The organism is Syntrophomonas sp. UBA1041 (genome assembly GCF_002316705.1).
Classification (GTDB): domain Bacteria; phylum Bacillota; class Syntrophomonadia; order Syntrophomonadales; family Syntrophomonadaceae; genus DTU019.
Window position 1 is genome coordinate 1 of the sequence record NZ_DCEA01000013.1, and the last position, 15,805, is coordinate 15,805.

General features: G+C 48.6%; 17 protein-coding genes, 2 tRNA genes and 1 other annotated feature. Of the genes, 1 reads left to right on the plus strand and 18 read right to left on the minus strand.

Annotated features, from left to right (window positions below; all coding sequences use genetic code 11):
- Positions 1-16: 16 nt before the first annotated feature.
- From B2633_RS02420 to B2633_RS02495, 16 genes are all read right to left on the minus strand, one after another.
- Positions 17-101: transfer RNA gene (locus B2633_RS02420), tRNA-Tyr, on the minus strand.
- 14 nt (positions 102-115) lie between these two features.
- Positions 116-190: transfer RNA gene (locus tag B2633_RS02425), tRNA-Thr, on the minus strand.
- A gap of 109 nt (positions 191-299) precedes the next feature.
- Positions 300-950 carry an RNA polymerase sporulation sigma factor SigH gene (gene sigH, locus B2633_RS02430; RefSeq protein WP_481041621.1) on the minus strand — a complete coding sequence of 217 codons (651 nt, stop codon included), beginning with the start codon at positions 948-950 and terminating at the stop codon, positions 300-302.
- Between the two features lie 129 nt (positions 951-1,079).
- On the minus strand, positions 1,080-1,847 hold the full coding sequence (gene rlmB, locus B2633_RS02435) for a 23S rRNA (guanosine(2251)-2'-O)-methyltransferase RlmB (protein ID WP_483168944.1): 768 nt from the start codon (positions 1,845-1,847) through the stop codon (positions 1,080-1,082).
- A gap of 33 nt (positions 1,848-1,880) precedes the next feature.
- On the minus strand, positions 1,881-2,399 hold the full coding sequence (locus B2633_RS02440) for a CBO0543 family protein (RefSeq protein WP_481041625.1): 519 nt from the start codon (positions 2,397-2,399) through the stop codon (positions 1,881-1,883).
- 28 nt (positions 2,400-2,427) lie between these two features.
- Positions 2,428-3,240, minus strand: a complete 813-nt coding sequence (locus B2633_RS02445; RefSeq protein ID WP_483168945.1) for a phosphate ABC transporter substrate-binding protein — start codon at positions 3,238-3,240, stop codon at positions 2,428-2,430.
- Between the two features lie 21 nt (positions 3,241-3,261).
- Positions 3,262-3,780: a CBO0543 family protein gene (locus B2633_RS02450; RefSeq protein WP_483168947.1), complete on the minus strand. Its 519-nt coding sequence runs from the start codon at positions 3,778-3,780 to the stop codon at positions 3,262-3,264.
- Positions 3,781-3,955: 175 nt separating this feature from the next.
- Positions 3,956-4,657, minus strand: a complete 702-nt coding sequence (gene thyX / locus B2633_RS02455) for an FAD-dependent thymidylate synthase (RefSeq protein WP_483168948.1) — start codon at positions 4,655-4,657, stop codon at positions 3,956-3,958.
- A gap of 85 nt (positions 4,658-4,742) precedes the next feature.
- The gene (locus tag B2633_RS02460; RefSeq protein WP_483168949.1) at positions 4,743-5,144 is read right to left on the minus strand and encodes a Mini-ribonuclease 3; all 402 of its coding nucleotides are present in this window, start codon (positions 5,142-5,144) and stop codon (positions 4,743-4,745) included.
- Positions 5,137-6,729, minus strand: a complete 1,593-nt coding sequence (gene cysS / locus B2633_RS02465) for a cysteine--tRNA ligase (protein WP_483168951.1) — start codon at positions 6,727-6,729, stop codon at positions 5,137-5,139. Before cysS ends, B2633_RS02460 begins: the two co-directional genes overlap by 8 nt.
- Complete coding sequence (cysE, locus tag B2633_RS02470; protein ID WP_483168952.1) at positions 6,668-7,375, minus strand: serine O-acetyltransferase; 708 nt, start codon at positions 7,373-7,375, stop codon at positions 6,668-6,670. Before cysE ends, cysS begins: the two co-directional genes overlap by 62 nt.
- Before the next feature lie 35 nt (positions 7,376-7,410).
- Positions 7,411-7,633 (minus strand) — a binding site (T-box leader).
- A 72-nt stretch (positions 7,634-7,705) separates the two neighbouring features.
- Entirely contained in the window at positions 7,706-9,157 is a 1,452-nt protein-coding gene (gene gltX / locus B2633_RS02475; protein WP_483168953.1) for a glutamate--tRNA ligase, read from the minus strand.
- A 40-nt stretch (positions 9,158-9,197) separates the two neighbouring features.
- Positions 9,198-10,103, minus strand: a complete 906-nt coding sequence (locus B2633_RS02480; protein WP_483168954.1) for a DUF1002 domain-containing protein — start codon at positions 10,101-10,103, stop codon at positions 9,198-9,200.
- 52 nt (positions 10,104-10,155) lie between these two features.
- Entirely contained in the window at positions 10,156-10,629 is a 474-nt protein-coding gene (gene ispF, locus B2633_RS02485; protein ID WP_483168956.1) for a 2-C-methyl-D-erythritol 2,4-cyclodiphosphate synthase, read from the minus strand.
- Positions 10,630-10,649: 20 nt separating this feature from the next.
- Entirely contained in the window at positions 10,650-11,348 is a 699-nt protein-coding gene (gene ispD, locus B2633_RS02490) for a 2-C-methyl-D-erythritol 4-phosphate cytidylyltransferase (protein ID WP_483168958.1), read from the minus strand.
- On the minus strand, positions 11,341-12,456 hold the full coding sequence (locus B2633_RS02495) for a PIN/TRAM domain-containing protein (protein WP_483168959.1): 1,116 nt from the start codon (positions 12,454-12,456) through the stop codon (positions 11,341-11,343). Before B2633_RS02495 ends, ispD begins: the two co-directional genes overlap by 8 nt.
- 172 nt (positions 12,457-12,628) lie before the next feature.
- Between B2633_RS02495 and B2633_RS02500 the strand changes: the two genes are divergently transcribed.
- The gene (locus tag B2633_RS02500) at positions 12,629-13,027 is read left to right on the plus strand and encodes a nucleoside triphosphate pyrophosphohydrolase family protein (RefSeq protein WP_481041649.1); all 399 of its coding nucleotides are present in this window, start codon (positions 12,629-12,631) and stop codon (positions 13,025-13,027) included.
- A gap of 143 nt (positions 13,028-13,170) precedes the next feature.
- On the opposite strand, the gene disA is transcribed toward B2633_RS02500, so the two are convergent.
- Positions 13,171-14,250, minus strand: a complete 1,080-nt coding sequence (disA, locus tag B2633_RS02505; RefSeq protein ID WP_483168960.1) for a DNA integrity scanning diadenylate cyclase DisA — start codon at positions 14,248-14,250, stop codon at positions 13,171-13,173.
- Positions 14,247-15,593 carry a DNA repair protein RadA gene (gene radA, locus B2633_RS02510; RefSeq protein WP_483168961.1) on the minus strand — a complete coding sequence of 449 codons (1,347 nt, stop codon included), beginning with the start codon at positions 15,591-15,593 and terminating at the stop codon, positions 14,247-14,249. The genes disA and radA overlap by 4 nt, the downstream gene beginning before the upstream one ends.
- Positions 15,594-15,805 lie beyond the last annotated feature (212 nt).

A 15,805-nucleotide genomic window follows, 5' to 3' on the forward strand; every position in this document is an offset into this window, starting at 1 on the left:
CGACAGTTTTTCTTTATGGTGGGGGAAGATGGATTCGAACCATCGAAGGTAATACCAACAGATTTACAGTCTGCCCCCTTTGGCCGCTTGGGTATCCCTCCATGTTTTGTTTTTCTGGAGCCGAGCACAGGATTTGAACCCGCAACCTGCTGATTACAAATCAGCTGCTCTACCCTTGAGCTAGCTCGGCTCAGCAAATAATATTTTATACGCTGTACCGAGCAAAGTCAATAGTTTCACGTGAAACCTTTTATTCAGTTAGTTTGTACCATAGTGAAAAGGCGAGTGGACTCGATAGGTTATAGTTCGCCCCGATCTTCCAGGTATTTTTCCAGCTTGCGCTTCACCCGCTGCAGGGCGTTATCAATCGACTTAACATGCCTTTTTAAGTCGACTGCTATCTCTTGATAGGATTTACCTTCCAGGTAGGCCATTAAAACTTTCCACTCCAGGGAACTCAATATCTCGCCCATTTTCTTTTCTATAAAGACAAATTCTTCCCGGCTGATGATGATCTCCTCAGGATTGGTGATCCGGGTAGTGGAAAGGATATCGATCAAGGTTCGATCGGATTCCTCATCATAAACCGGTTTATTTAAAGATACATAGGAATTGAGGGGAATGTGTTTCTGTCTAGTCGCCGTTTTTATGGCTGTTATTATCTGGCGGGTTATGCATAACTCAGCAAAAGCCCTGAATGAAGTAAGTTTGTCCAGCTTATAGTCCCGAATCGCTTTGAAAAGGCCGATCATACCTTCCTGAATGATATCTTCCTTATCTGCGCCAATCAGGAAATAAGACCGGGCCTTGGCTCGCACGAAATTCTTATACTTGTCCACCAGGAATTCAACAGCAAATTGTTCACCTTGCTGGGCCAATTCCACAATGTCTTCGTCAAGCATTTCGGCATAGGTTAGAAAATACTGTTTCGCAGCGATGGAATTTGGCATCCTATCGCCTCCATTAATTGTTGTGGGCACCCGCAAAACTGACGCTTGTCTTTAAACGTCAAATTAATTATAGCCAGTACCACTGGTATCGTCAAGACACCTGCATAGGACTTTTCCCATATTTTGTTATTAATTTATAGGGTTTGGGGAGCCCGGTTTGCCCGAGCGTTGTTGCTGGCGTACGATCTCATAAAGGATTAAGGCTGCAGCAACCGAGGCATTCAGCGAGTTAATGACGCCGAACATAGGGATCTTAAGCAAGAGGTCACACTGTTCGCGCACCAAGCGCCTTATCCCCTTGCCTTCCCCCCCTGTCACCACAACGGCCGGCAGAGGTATATCGGCCTGATAATAATAAGCATCGGCATGCGCTTCAGCACCGACCACCCACATCCCCCGGGTCTTGAGGTCTTTGAGGGTATTGACCAGGTTGGTTTCACGGGCGATCAGCATATGTTCAAGCGCCCCTGCCGAGCTGCGCACCGCATACTCATTTATCTCGGCGGAATTATGCCGGGGAATAATAATACCATGTACGCCGGCACACTCCGCGGTACGGATTACGGCTCCCAGATTGCGGGCGTCTTCTATACCATCCAATACCAGCAACAAGGGCTGCTGCCCCTTATCCCCCGCTAGGTTGAGCATGTCGTCCACACTGGCGTAAGGGTACTGGTCTACAGCGGCAATGATCCCTTGATGGTTTCCCAGGGTATACATATGATCCAGGCGCCGCTTTTCAACGGTTTGCACAAAAACCCCTTTAACCTGGGCTAGACCCAGCAAATCGGTGATGCGTTTACCCTGCCGCCCTTCCTGCACATAGATTTTGTGAATCTTGCGGCGGCCTTTAAGAGCCTCCATAATGCTGTTTATGCCCACTAATATTTCACTCATTTAAGTCTATCCGCCTTCTGCTGTCATGTTATCTCAATCTCCAGTTTGGCTGTCGCTTGCTATTGGCTGGTTCGCTTTATCCCTCGTGATCCAATTATGATAGATATAACCAAAATAAAATAAAGCTAGATAAAAAGGCAAAGAATATATGGGTTTCCAATAAGGATAAAAAACCGCACTGGTATTTCCTTCAAATAAATATTCTGCTATAACATTAAACAAGCCCACACAGAGAATCAATGCTATCTTTTTTATCGGGTTCTTAGGCATGAACTGAACAGTTAACATGCTTTCAACCGGTAGGAGAGACAGGTTTATCGGGAAAAAATTGTGGAACACCGGCAATAATTCTACCGGATAAATCCACAGTTTTAAACTGGTACCGATTGTATCCCCGATCATAGCTAATAACCCAATAAGTAATCCAACACTATTCAGGGTCTTTATTTTGTTCCAGTCAACCAGGGAAAAAAATAAAACCCAGGGTAAAATTAAAACAGCCCAAAAAACAATTTGAATTTCGTCGGGATTTATGTTTCTTAGAAATTCCATGAGCCCAACCCCATTATATCTTAGTTTACTATGTTATCGGAGCATATTGAATATCCTCCAGTACGGTTTGTCCCTCAGGACTCAGTATAAAATTCAAAAAATCTTTTACATTCGCTTTAGCATCCTCTTTAATTAATAGATAAAGCGGACGCGTAAGAGGATAGGTCTGGTCCTTTAAGTTTTTAAGCTCCGGCAATACGCCGGGAGTATTTGGATTCTCTGCCAGAGTCAATGTTTTAACAGTGTTGTCGACGTATGCCACTTCGGCATAACCTATAGCAAATTTGTGCTTGGACACAATTTCAACAACTTCATTGTTCAGGCCCAAACTATATCTGCGATTAGTGATTTTATCTTCTTTAAGAACTTCTTTTTCGAAAAACTCCTCGGAGCCGGAGCGTCCGCCCCTGGCTACAACAGCTATAGGATTATCTTCTCCGCCCACTTCTTTCCAGTTCTTCACCTGACCACTATAAATCTTTCTTAGTTGTTCCATATCCAGGCCATTTATGGGATTTTCAGGATGAACAAATATTGCTATGGCTCCATAACAAAATTTTTCTCGTTGAACAGGACCATATTTCTTGGCCCATTTTTCTTCTTCCGGTTTAATTTCTCTAGACTGACCATAAATAACTTCATTTGAAATATGAAAAGAATCTGAGCCACTGCCCATTACTTTGATTTTAATTTGCGGGTTCTTTTGCATATAAGCCTTTGCCAGAGCTTCCATAGGCTTTTTAACACTGTTTGATCCTGTATATATTATTTCATTTTCATTATGACATCCCACCGCGGTGAGAATAATAAGAATAACCGTTATAATGCTTATTCTTCGCACATGATCACCACCAAAGCATCTTTACTTTCTAAACTCCATTGGAATCTCAACAGGCACATCAAAATAAAAAATGATAAAACTACCCATTGCTGTTGCAAATAAGTAAGCTAACAACGGTTTGGTGTGGTGAAGCCTGAGCAAAGGAAACATTATACTTATGAAAGCTAGAGACCACCAGATATTCCAGCCATAATCATGAATGATACCATTATTTATTAAGAAAAGATATTCGACAATAATATAGATAAATATCCATTTTATATAGTAGATTGTTTTTTTGAGGGTATTATCAGGATAATTTGATAAGAATAGTAATGCATTGGCTGGAAAAACAATAAAAGTATAGCCTAGTTCTGCAATAGTATGATTACTAAAAAATTCTGGAATTAATCTCCACAAGAAGTGATTGGCACAAATAAAATTATAGGTTAAATTTCCCACAACTACGAACAGCATGGTTGAATGGTATTTTTTCCAATTCCTCCAGTCTCCCCAACGCCAGGCGGCAATGATAGAAATAATTGCGGTGAATACATGCATAGCAATTATTTGCTCCTCGAATTGATTAGATATACCATAAATTAAGGATATCTTTTCAAATTACCCAATCTTTTATTCTTATTTAATCTCATACCCGCTGTAAATCACCATAAAAACGGCTCCCGGAGTCTCTCCGTCAGCCGTTTTTATAAACGAATACAATTTTAAGCTATCTTCATTCTGGAATCAGAGGTTGAAACAAATCGTCAGTGGTAATCATTGCTGCATAGTGACTGGCTGGGAATTCCTTATCATAGGGGACATCATCAAATAAGACCGGAAGGTGGGTTTTGAAATGTAGCAGCAGCGGTATAGCTACCTGACGCATTTGTGGGTGTGCAGCTTTGTCGCAGCGCAGGCGGAAAAAATGCCGCCACTCGCGGAGGTTGTAAGTCACAACGATTTCGGTTTTGAGCGAATTGGGCAGAATCGACCTGGCCTCCTGGGCGCTGCGACCAAGCTCCAGTAAAGCCATATAATTCTTTTCGGCTACTGCACAGGATTCAGACCACAATCGATTAGCGGACTCATCTTCTGCAAAGAAAAAAGGTTCGATAACTGTGATCTCGCTGCCAAATTTGCTGTGGCTATAACGACAGTAGCGGGTGCTTTCCTGGGAATAGGCGGCTCCCACCCGATGCCTCACTATTTCATGGGAAACCCCGCGGTCGATTACAAACATGACCGTCACTTTTTCATGCTCTACAATGGACTCATGCCCGCTTTTCACAATACGCCTGAGAAAATCAGGGTCCCCCCCGGGGTTCATTTGCTGCTCCGATTTATAACAAACCCGGGCGTATCTTTCCAGCTTTTGCGCGATGTGGCCGTCGAAGGCGTCCGCAGGGACCAATACCTGTGGTTTTACTATAATCAACCTGATCTATCCTCTCCGCTTTAAAATAATCTAAATTTTGAGCCGTGACGGGCAGGTCCGGAGGCGGTACACGTTGCCCCGGCGCCTATACGGGCTTGTCTTCATTATCCAGGGCCAGGTTGGCTAGATACTGCAGACGCTCCATATCCCCTTTTAAATAGAGATATCCCAGGACCGCCTCAAATCCGGTGCTTAACCGGTAGTCGGAAATATCGGCATGGCGCGGCGGGCTGGTTTTGGCATTACGGCCCCGGCGGAAAATTTCCTGTTCCACCTCGGTGAGCTGGGAAGATAGTCCCTGCACCATTTTGGCCTGGCTGGCGGCCTTCACCCGGGATACCGTATCCAGATGCAGTTCCTTGACTTTGCGCTGGCCGTGCGCGACCAAGCGGGACCTTACCAGAAGCTCGAAAACCGCATCGCCGACAAAGGCCAAAACCACCGCGGAATATTGTCTTAACTCATTTTCATTGATTGCTTCAGGCATCAGCAAGCTTCCAGCGTACTCCTTCCCGGGTATCCTCCAGAACAACTCCTGCTTCCTGGAGCCTGTTGCGAATTAAGTCGGCTTTGTCAAAGGCCTTATTCTGCTTAAAGGCAGCGCGCAAAGCAATCAGCTGTTCTACCAGGGTTTTGAGCCGGGGCGGTTGTTCGAAACGGAAGCGGCTGCCGTCCGGGGTGTCTTCCACCCTGACCTCTATCTGCGCAAAGAAATCACGAATTTGATCAGCCAGTTGATAATCCTTCTCGGCTCTGGCCTGGCTGCGCAGCCCGGCCAGCACCTGCAGGACCTCTTCTACCACTGCACCGCCCTGGTTTTGAGGGGTGATAAAGATTCCCAAAACGTCTCCCAATTCAAAGAGAAGCTGATGGGCCTGCCGTACCGCGGCTTGATGGGCGGGATTGTTTTTATCCGCCCCGGCCACGTAGCTATTGATAGAGTGCGACATCTCGAAGAGATGCCCCAGTGCCCTGGCGGTGTTGAAATCGTCATCCATGGCTTCGATGAAGTAGCCCTGCTGAGCCTCTAATGATTTGATGAATTCCTCTTCCCGGGGGCCTAACAGGCCAGCAGCGGCACCGTTTTCCATAAATTCCGCAGCCAGGAGCAGAGTGGTCTTAAGCCTTCCCAGGGCTTTGCGGGCCTCCTCCAGTTTGCCGTCGTCAAAATCCAGGGGACTGCGGTAATGAGTGCTGATTAGGTAGAAGCGCACCACATCGGCCGGGTATTGAGCCAGTATATCCCGCAGGACAAAGAAGTTGCCCAGGGATTTTGACATCTTCTCATTATTTACGGTAATGAAACCATTGTGCATCCAATAACGCACAAAAGGCTGACCAGTCAAGGCTTCCGCCTGGGCTATCTCGTTTTCATGATGGGGGAAGATCAGGTCGCTGCCTCCGCCGTGTATATCGAAGCTATCCCCCAGGTACTTGGTGGACATTACCGAACATTCGATATGCCAGCCGGGCCGGCCAGCCCCCCAGGGGCTTGGCCAGGACGGTTCTCCCGCTTTGGCCTTTTTCCACAAGGCGAAATCCATCGCATTCTCTTTGCGCTCATCAATTCCCACCCTGGCGCCTGCCAGCATATCCTCCAACGACCGGCCTGACAGCTTGCCGTAATCTTTAAAAGCGGCTACCCGGTAATAGACATCCCCATCTATCTCATAGGCATAGCCTTTTTCGATAAGTCCCTGCACCGACGCCACGATTTCGTTCATATGCTGGCTGACCTGGGGGTGCGCATCGGCCCGCTTGATGTTTAAGGCATCTGCATCGGTAAAATAAGCGTCAATATAGCGCTGTGCCAACTCCAGGGCATTTGCCCCTTCCTCATTGGCACGGTTTATTATCTTGTCATCTACGTCGGTGAAGTTCTGCACATACATTACCTCATAACCGCGGTAAGCCAGATATCTCCTTACTGTATCAAAAACCGCCAGGGGCCGCGCATTGCCCAGGTGAATAAAGTTATAGGTGGTGGGACCGCATACATACATTTTCACCCTATGCGGTTCCAGAGTTTGCAAATCTTCCTTTCTGCCTCCTAACGTGTTGTAAAGGCGCATCGGGGAGTTCTCCTTTCTCCATATCAGCTATTCTTTTCTCCAAAATATCGATTCTTTCCTGCATAACGGTGAACATATCTGCCACAGGATCAGGCAGGACATTATGCTCCAGATCCACCTCATCCACCTTGGCGCCGTCACGCACTGCTATTCTCCCCGGAACCCCTACTACCGTACAATTGGAAGGCACATCTTTCAGGACCACCGAGCCCCCGCCGATTTTAACATTGTTGCCAATTTTAATATTCCCCAGTACTTTGGCGCCGACACTGATAGTCACATTATCCCCGATGGTGGGATGGCGCTTGCCTTTTTCCTTGCCGGTGCCGCCCAGGGTAACGCCTTGATACAAGGTGACATTATCCCCTATCTCGGTGGTTTCTCCGATAACCACCCCGCTGCCATGATCGATGAACAAGCCTTTTCCAATTTTAGCCCCGGGATGGATCTCGATTCCGGTCAGGAACCGGTTGAGGTGCGATATCATACGCGCCACGAAAAATAGCCGATGCCGGTAGAAAAAATGGGCTATGCGGTGATGAATAATGGCATGAAAGCCCGGATAACAGAATAGAACCTCCAACACACTCTTGGCGGCTGGATCCCTTTCAAAAACTACTTTCACCTCTTGTCGCATGGCAAACATTATTTCCCCTCCTTAAATATAAAAGCCTTTCGTCTCCAAGAGACGAAAGGCTGACTTCCGCGGTTCCACTCCAATTGGGCGATAAACGCCCCTCTCTTCATGGTAACGGTCTTTAACCGGATATGCCTACTCCTATTTCGGCATATCTGCTCCCGGGCGCATATTCGAGCAACTTCATACTGTAAAAAGGCTCTCAGCCGGTGACCTTTTCTCTCTGGCAGCGATCGAGGCTCTACTTCTCCCATTCCCAGCATTTATATTTATCATTAGTTAAATTATATGCAGGACAAAATTTTATGTCAACCAAACCGAACAGAATAGCGCTTTCCTCTATTTACCTGTTAACATCTTCAAGCTCTGCTGCACCCGATTAAGGCTTTCTTCTTTCCCCCACAGACTTATCAGACTGGGCAGATCAGGTCCGTGCACCTGTCCGCTCAGGGAGCAGCGCAAAGGCATGAATACATCTTTAGGCTTCAATTTGTTCTGCTTGGTGATCAGCTTCAGGTGTTGTTTAATAACCTCCGGCTCCAGACTGTCAGGAAAAGATTCTATAAAAGCCTGCAAGACCAGCCCGGTATTTTCCCCTTGTAAAACCTCCAGGGCCTCCGGGGCAAAGCTAACCGGCTCGAACAGCAGCGCTACTTCTTTTACGATATCGCTCAAACAGACCAGATGATCTTTGACCGTTGCTATCAGCAAGAGGTATTGCTGCAGGGGGAGGGCTTCAATCTGGTTCCGGTAAGGAGAAGCCAGGAGGTATGGTTTAACCCGTTCCGCCAGTGTTTCGATATCGAGCTTGCGGATATACTGCCCATTCATCCAATTAAGCTTCTCCAGGTCAAAAACCGCCGGGCTCTTGGCCACCCGTTCCAGGGTAAAGGCCTCAATGATCTGACCCATATCCAGGATCTGCTCTTCACCCTCAGGCGACCAACCCAGCAAGCTCAAAAAGTTGACCAGGGCTTCAGGAAGATAACCCATCTCCCGGTACTGCATCAAAGAAGTGGCCCCGTGGCGTTTGCTCATTTTCTGGCGGTCGCTGCCCAGAATCAAGGAAATATGTGCAAATTCCGGCCGTTTAAAATGCAGGGCTTCGTAAATCATCAGCTGGCGCGGGGTGTTGGATAGGTGTTCCTCAGCGCGTATAACATGGGTAATCCCCATGAGTACATCATCGATGACCACCGCAAAATTATAGGTAGGCAGCCCGTCTGATTTTACGATGATGAAGTCTCCCATCCCGTCGCTTTCGAAGCTGACCCGCCCCCGGACCAGGTCATCAACCACGTATATCTGCCGGGGCGGCACCCGAAAGCGCACCACCGGCTTGATACCCTGTCTCAGGTAAGAGGCCCGCTCTTCCTCACTGAGATGGCGGCAGCGCCCCAGATAACGCGGGGTCTCTCCTTTAGCCATTAAGGCCTGCCGCTCTTCCTCCAGGGCTGCTTCGCTGCAGAAGCAATAATAGGCATCGCCCTGTTCAAGCAGCATCCTGGTATATCGCTCATAAATCGACAGCCTTTCGGTCTGCCGGTAAGGGCCGTTCTCCCCTGCATTGTCGATGCCCTCATCCCATTGTATGCCCAGCCAGCGCAATGAAGCGATTATTTCTTCTTCATATTCCCGGCTGGATCGCTCCAGGTCGGTATCCTCGATGCGCAATACCAGTTCCCCGCCGTAATGCCGGGCAAACAGGTAGTTGAACAGGGCCGAGCGCGCACCTCCTATATGCAAAGGTCCGGTAGGACTTGGCGCAAAGCGAACCTTAATCTGACTCAAAAATTCTCCCTCCTAAGCGGTTAATTCTATGGGTAAACACTTATCTGCTCATAATACTGCTCAGTCCGTTTAAGCCGGATCGTATCTTCTGCAGCCACTCCTGCACCAGGTTCCAGAACATCCTGCCGGTGCTCCTGACTTCGGAGACATCCCGATGCAGGTTCTGCAGCTGGTTGGACAATTGATTTATATTAAGGTTAAGTCTCTGCACATCCAGCATCAGCTGCACCAGGCGGTCCACATCTTCTGCGGAGAGATCGATGTGCAGGTCCGCGCTGACTCTAAGGATGATGGCCCTGATCTCTTCGGGATCGGTGATATTTTTGCCTACCACCTCTCGCTTGACCTCGTAGATGATGGTTTCAGCATTGCCCTTGCCTACCTTTTCCCCAAGTTCAGAGATTCTAGCCACCTCTTCATGGGCAGTCTCTTTGGCCTTCTCCTGCAACGGTTCGCCTTTGGCCTGTTCAAACGCCTTGATCATCCCGGTCAAAGCCGCGGTACCACTGACCTTTACCGGGCTGGCAGCGATAACCCGCGCATCCTCTATGCCTGCTGTAGCCAAGGCGTTGGCATACATAAACGGGGTTATGGCCTCTATATTTTTGGTTTTGACTTCAATCCCCTGCCCCTTGGCCAATAATTCGCAATAAGCACTGGATATGGCTTTGCTGCCGATAAGGCTTTTATCAACTACCCCTTCCAGATAGCGGTGTTCTTCCTCATTGCTGACCGTGATTATCTGAGCCTCTTTGCTGCCCTGCCAGTCTTTAAAAAATGCCTCTACTTCCTGGCGCTGGGCGGTGGTGAGATCCCGGCCAAAGCTGATCACTACCCGGGGATCATCACTGGTCATAACTACAGGTCTGGTGATTAGCTCACCTATCAATACTACACCGAAAAGCAATAACAGCGATAGCAATATCGCCGTTTTTCCTTTGTTCATATAACTTCCCCCTGAATTTTTTTCATAGCTTGCCTCGTTCAGGGGCGAAATATTATAGCTCTCCCAGCAATGCCACCACCTGGGCGGATATGCCCAACTTCTGGCCTTCAAATCCCAGTCTTTCGGTAGTAGTAGCCTTTACATTCACCTGTCCGGGATCAATACCCAAACAACCGGCAATATTGGCTGACATCTCTCCGATATAACCCGACAGATGAGGTTCTTCAGCGACCACCGTGGCGTCGACATTTATAACCTTAAATCCCGCCTGGCGGATTTTGTTGCCGACCTCGGCCAGAAGCAGCTTGCTGCTGATATTTTTGTAACGGCTATCCCCGGGGGGGAAATGGCGGCCGATATCACCCAGGGCGGCAGCCCCCAGCAAGGCATCGCAGACGGCATGCAATAAAACATCGGCATCCGAATGGCCCAATAACCCGGTGGGATGCGGGATATCGACCCCGCCCAAAACCAGCCGGCGGCCCTCTACCAGTCTGTGAACATCATAGCCGGTGCCAATGCGCATGAATACCTCCTTGCTGCCCATTATGACCGGTTCATCCGCAACAGGGCTTCCGCCACCAAAAGATCTTCAGTGGTGGTCATTTTTATATTGTTGGCTTCTCCGGGAACGACCTTGACCCTTCCGATGTAGACCTCGAACAGACTGGCATCATCAGTGCCCATCAGATCATCCCGGTAAGCACATTCGTAAGCCCGTATCAGTTCTTGATATTGAAAGATTTGCGGGGTCTGAATCAATGATACTACGGAACGATCCAGGGTATGGCCTACAAATTCGTCCCGGTCGATCATCTTTAAGGTGTCCCTGGCCATGACCCCGGGAATGGCTGCCCCCCATTCCCGCGCTGATTCCAGCAAGCGGTCGATCAGCTGCTTGCTCAAGAGGGGACGGGCCCCGTCATGAACTGCCACATAAGCGGTATCCGTACCCAGGCTCTGCAGACCGGCCCATACCGAGTCCTGCCGTTCCGCTCCGCCGGGTATTACCCGGGATACCTTTTTGTAGCCGTAGCGCCCGATTACCTCACGCTGGCAGTAATTGACCTCATCGGGATGAGCTACCACCACGATTTCATCCACCTGCGGATGGGCTTCAAAAACATCGATAGAATAGGCCAATACCGGCCTGGATAACAGTAGTCTGTATTGCTTGTTGATCTCGCCGCCCATCCTACGTCCAACACCTGCTGCTGCTATAACAACCCGGAGGTTGTTATCCATACAAATTCACCTCTCGTACAGCTTGTACCTGGCTCTCCAAATGATGAGCATGATGCTGGTGATCTTCCCGGCTCTTGCGGGTAAAAATCATACGGCCCGCGGCGGTTTGAAACACGCTGGTTACTACCACATCAAGATCACGTCCGATGTCGTTTTGTGCATCCTCCACAACCACCATGGTTCCATCCTCCAGATATCCCACTCCCTGGCCAGACTCCTTGCCTTCTTTGATGATGCTGATATGCATGTTTTCCCCGGGATAGACAATCATCTTAACCGCATTGGCCAGCTCATTGATATTCAAAACCTTGATACCCTGTAATTCTGAAACCTTGTTCAGGTTGAAATCATTGGTGATGATGCTGGCATTGAGGCGCTTACAGAGCTTGACCAATTTGGCGTCAACATCTCTCTCCTCGAGTATGTCTGCTTCAATTATATCAATTTTTATCTGGGGATGTTTTTGCATTTTGGACAGTAATTCCAAACCTCTCCTGCCTTTGTTGCGGCGCAGATTATCCGAGGAATCAGCAATGTGCTGCAGCTCTTCGATAACAAAGGTAGGTACTATCAGCTTGCCGTCCAGAAAATTGCTCTGGCAAACGTCATAAATGCGCCCATCGATAATAGCGCTGGTATCAAGTACTTTGGTTTCGTCGGGTTCTTCCGCCGGGTATTGAGCTGGAGAGCCCCAGAAAGGCAGCAGGCTAAACAACTCACTGGCCCTGCTGGTGCCGATCTTTACTCCCAGGGCTCCACATATTAAAAAGACCGCAATGATGAGATAATGACCCCAACCTCTCAACATAGACAGCGGGTAGGTACTCAATACGCCAACCATGATGCCCAGCAAAAGCCCGGCGATACCGCCTAAAAGAATGTCAATAGAGGTAGTTTCCAATATTTCATTTAAACGTCGTACCCCTTTGCGGCAATAACCCACTAATCCATTCAACATCAGATATGAGACCAATACTCCACCAGCGATAAAGACTATCTTCTCGATAGTTGTACCCCGGTTCCACAGGCCTGCCAGCTGACTGACCCAGTACACCCCCAGAAGGGCGGCCAGCAAGACTGCAGTGGAAATTCTTGGACTGGTATACATATTCTTCACCTCCATATCCTTATTCTGATATGGTGGGGAAGGATTTATACGGTATTTAGAAAATTCTTCTAAATCCTGAAGCGGCCTGACCTTTGAATTGGCCGCATTGACAAACATTTTAGCCCCAGTCTATAATTAAACAAATCACAAAGAAAAGGGGGCAGGTCTCATTGTGAAGGACTTGATTTGTGATGAATTCCAGAATGTTGTGGGGGATTTGTTGATCAGACACCGCAGCATATGCGATATCCTCTCTAAGCTCTCCGAGTCGTCATGCCGGGTCAATCGGGCTCTTATTAAATCAGTTACAGATTGTGGATGTGTATCTATCGAAGCCAACAAAATTCAGGTACCGGAAAGCATTGAATCCTTCGAAGAATTGAAAGGTTACCTTGACGATCATCTCCGCGGTGAGCTTTGCGCCAATTGTGAAGACGTTATCACCACCGAGTTAGGCAAACTGTTCTTCTATTCCGCAGCCTTGTGCAATACCCTCAATATCAACATGTATGATGTATTTCTCAAAGAATATAAAAAAGCCAGCACCCTGGGTGTTTTTAACATGACCTGATGCCGGCCTTTATAATTTGCTAACCAATAACCGCCTGTAAGGCGGTTATTCAGCTTGTTGACTTTGTCAACAAGCTGTGCAGAGCGAGCAACGCAGTGATTCGCTTTTGTCGACGGTATAAAAAACCGTCGCAAGGCGGTTTTTTATACCATATACTCCATTAAAAGCTGTTCCTGCATCCTTTTCAAGCCGTTCTTGATATAGCGGGCCCGCACTTCGCCGATGCCTTCAACGTCATCCAATTCAGCGATGGTGGCTCTCAAAATATTTGATAACAGCCCGAACCGTTCAACCAGGTTGGCTATAATAGAGCCCGGAATGCGGGGCAAGCGCTGCAGCATGCGGTAGCCGCGCGGTGCAATCTGCTGTTCGAGATGGCTGCTGGCACTGCCCAGGGCCAATACCCGGGCAATGTATAAAGTGTCAGAGAGGTCTTCTTCAAAAGCCCGCAGGAGCTCGTTGACTATGACGCGCGGCAACTTGCCCTGATGATGATAATAGTCCTGTACTATATAACCAGCTTCTTCACTGACATTGGCCACCATCTCATCAAGCTGCATTTTTACCAGGCGCCCTTCCACTCCCAGTTCAACGATATAGTATTCTATCTCTCTGGCAATGCGCAATACTTTAATAGCGCGTTTCAAAACCTCGCATACTTCCGAAACCGTAACCATATCTTCAAATTCCAGTCCGCTGAGCCTATGTAATTCCCGCCCCAGTACGTTGCGATGTTTCTCCAGGGTTTGCAGGGCTTGATTGGCCTTGACCAGGATGGAGTTTAAGTCCCGTAGGCGAAAGGTGATGTTGCCCTGATAGAGGGTCACTTGCTTGCGCCGCTGTGAAATCGCTACCGCCAGCTCACCGGTTTGCCGGGCTACCCTCTGCGCGGTGCGATGGCGTATACCGGTTTCGTTGGAAGGCAGAGCGGAATCTGGAGAAAGCTGCACATTGGCTTTGAGGATCCTGGTGGCATTATGGTTGGTGATAATGGCTCCGTCCATTTTGGCCAGCTCGTAAAGCCGGGCCGGGCTGAACTCGCAGTCAATATGAAACCCGCCGTTCACAATGGCCATCAGCTCCGGCGAATCCCCCACCACGATCAATCCCCCGGTATTGGCTTGCAGAATATTTTCTACCCCGATCCGGAACACTGTTCCTGGCGCCAGCATCTCCAGGTATTTCTTGAACGGTCCCTGATAAATATCTTCCAACCCCATCATCCTTCCCTTATCAACTCTAGAATCTCGTCTATAGTCTGCACCTCAATGCCAACCAGGTTGGCCATTACTGGCAGTTTGCCCTGTTTAGGGACTACCACTCGCTGATATCCCATTTTGGCGATCTCTTTTAAGCGCAGTTCCAGATAGGGCACCGGCCTTATCTGTCCGGAAAGACCCAGCTCCCCGATAAATACGGTATCAGCCGGTATTATAATATCCAAATGGCTTGAAATAATGGCCGCCGCAATGCCGAAGTCCACTGAGGGATCTTTCAAAAAAACCCCGCCGGTAACCTTTAAAAATACATCACAGGCCGACAGGTGGAAACCCAGGCGTTTCTCCAAAACCGCGGTTATCAGGGCCAGGCGGTTTTGGTCTATTCCGGTTGCCATGCGTTTGGGATAACCGGGTCCTGAAGGGCAAACCAGAGCCTGAACCTCGATCAATAAGGGACGGCTGCCCTCCACACTGGTGGTGATAGCGTTCCCTGAGGTAAATACCGCCTGTGAGCTTAAGAATATGCTGGCTGGATCCAGGACTTCATGCAAACCGTCCGGTCCCATTTCCAGTAACCCGATCTCATCTGTGGATCCAAATCGGTTTTTGACTGCCCGCAATATCCTGAAAGAGAAACTCTTATCACCTTCGAAAGAGACCACCACATCCACCATGTGTTCCAGGACCTTGGGGCCGGCAATAACACCCTCCTTGGTAACATGGCCGATTAAGAAAAAGGTAATGCCGCTTTTTTTGGCAATATCGGTAATACGGGCGGTGCACTCGCGTAATTGCGCTATACTGCCGGGGATTGAGGAGATTTCGCTGCAGTAAACCGCTTGTATAGAATCGATGATCACTGTAGCCGGTTTTATTTTTTCTATATATTCTGCCAAGAGGTCAATGTTCTGTTCGGCCAGCAAAAAAATAGCAGCGCTGTCTACGTTAAGGCGCATGGAGCGCAGCCGGATCTGCTGCAAAGATTCTTCTCCGCACAGGTAAATGACAGGCCCACCCTGCCCGGCAATAGACTGAGCCACCTGCAACAAAAGGGTTGATTTGCCGATTCCGGGATTGCCGCCTATGAGTATCACCGAGCCCGGCACCATGCCTCCCCCCAGAACCCGGTCCAATTCGTCAACACCGCTGCTGCAGCGCTTTACATCCCCGGCAGGAATACTCGGCAGAGACACCGCCTCCACCCGCAGTCTGCCCGGTGCGGCCGGTTTGCTGGCCCGGATCTCTTCCTGAAAAGTATTCCACATCCCGCAGGCCGGACATTTGCCCAGCCATTTGCTGTTCTCATAGGCACAGTTATTACATACGTAACGATTTGATATCTTCAACGCTTATTGGCTCCTTACAAAAATATTATATACCAAATCGTACCAGGAAAAAGAGCTGTTAAAAAACCTCGATGAATGGCTTTATCAAACGCCCCTAAGACCTCGGCCTCTGCTGGTGGATGGGATAAACACATTTGTCTTCAGTAGTGAGGCGGGTCTCCTACTGAAGGGGCGTTTGATAAAACGCCCGCGGCGCGATGCACACGAAATGC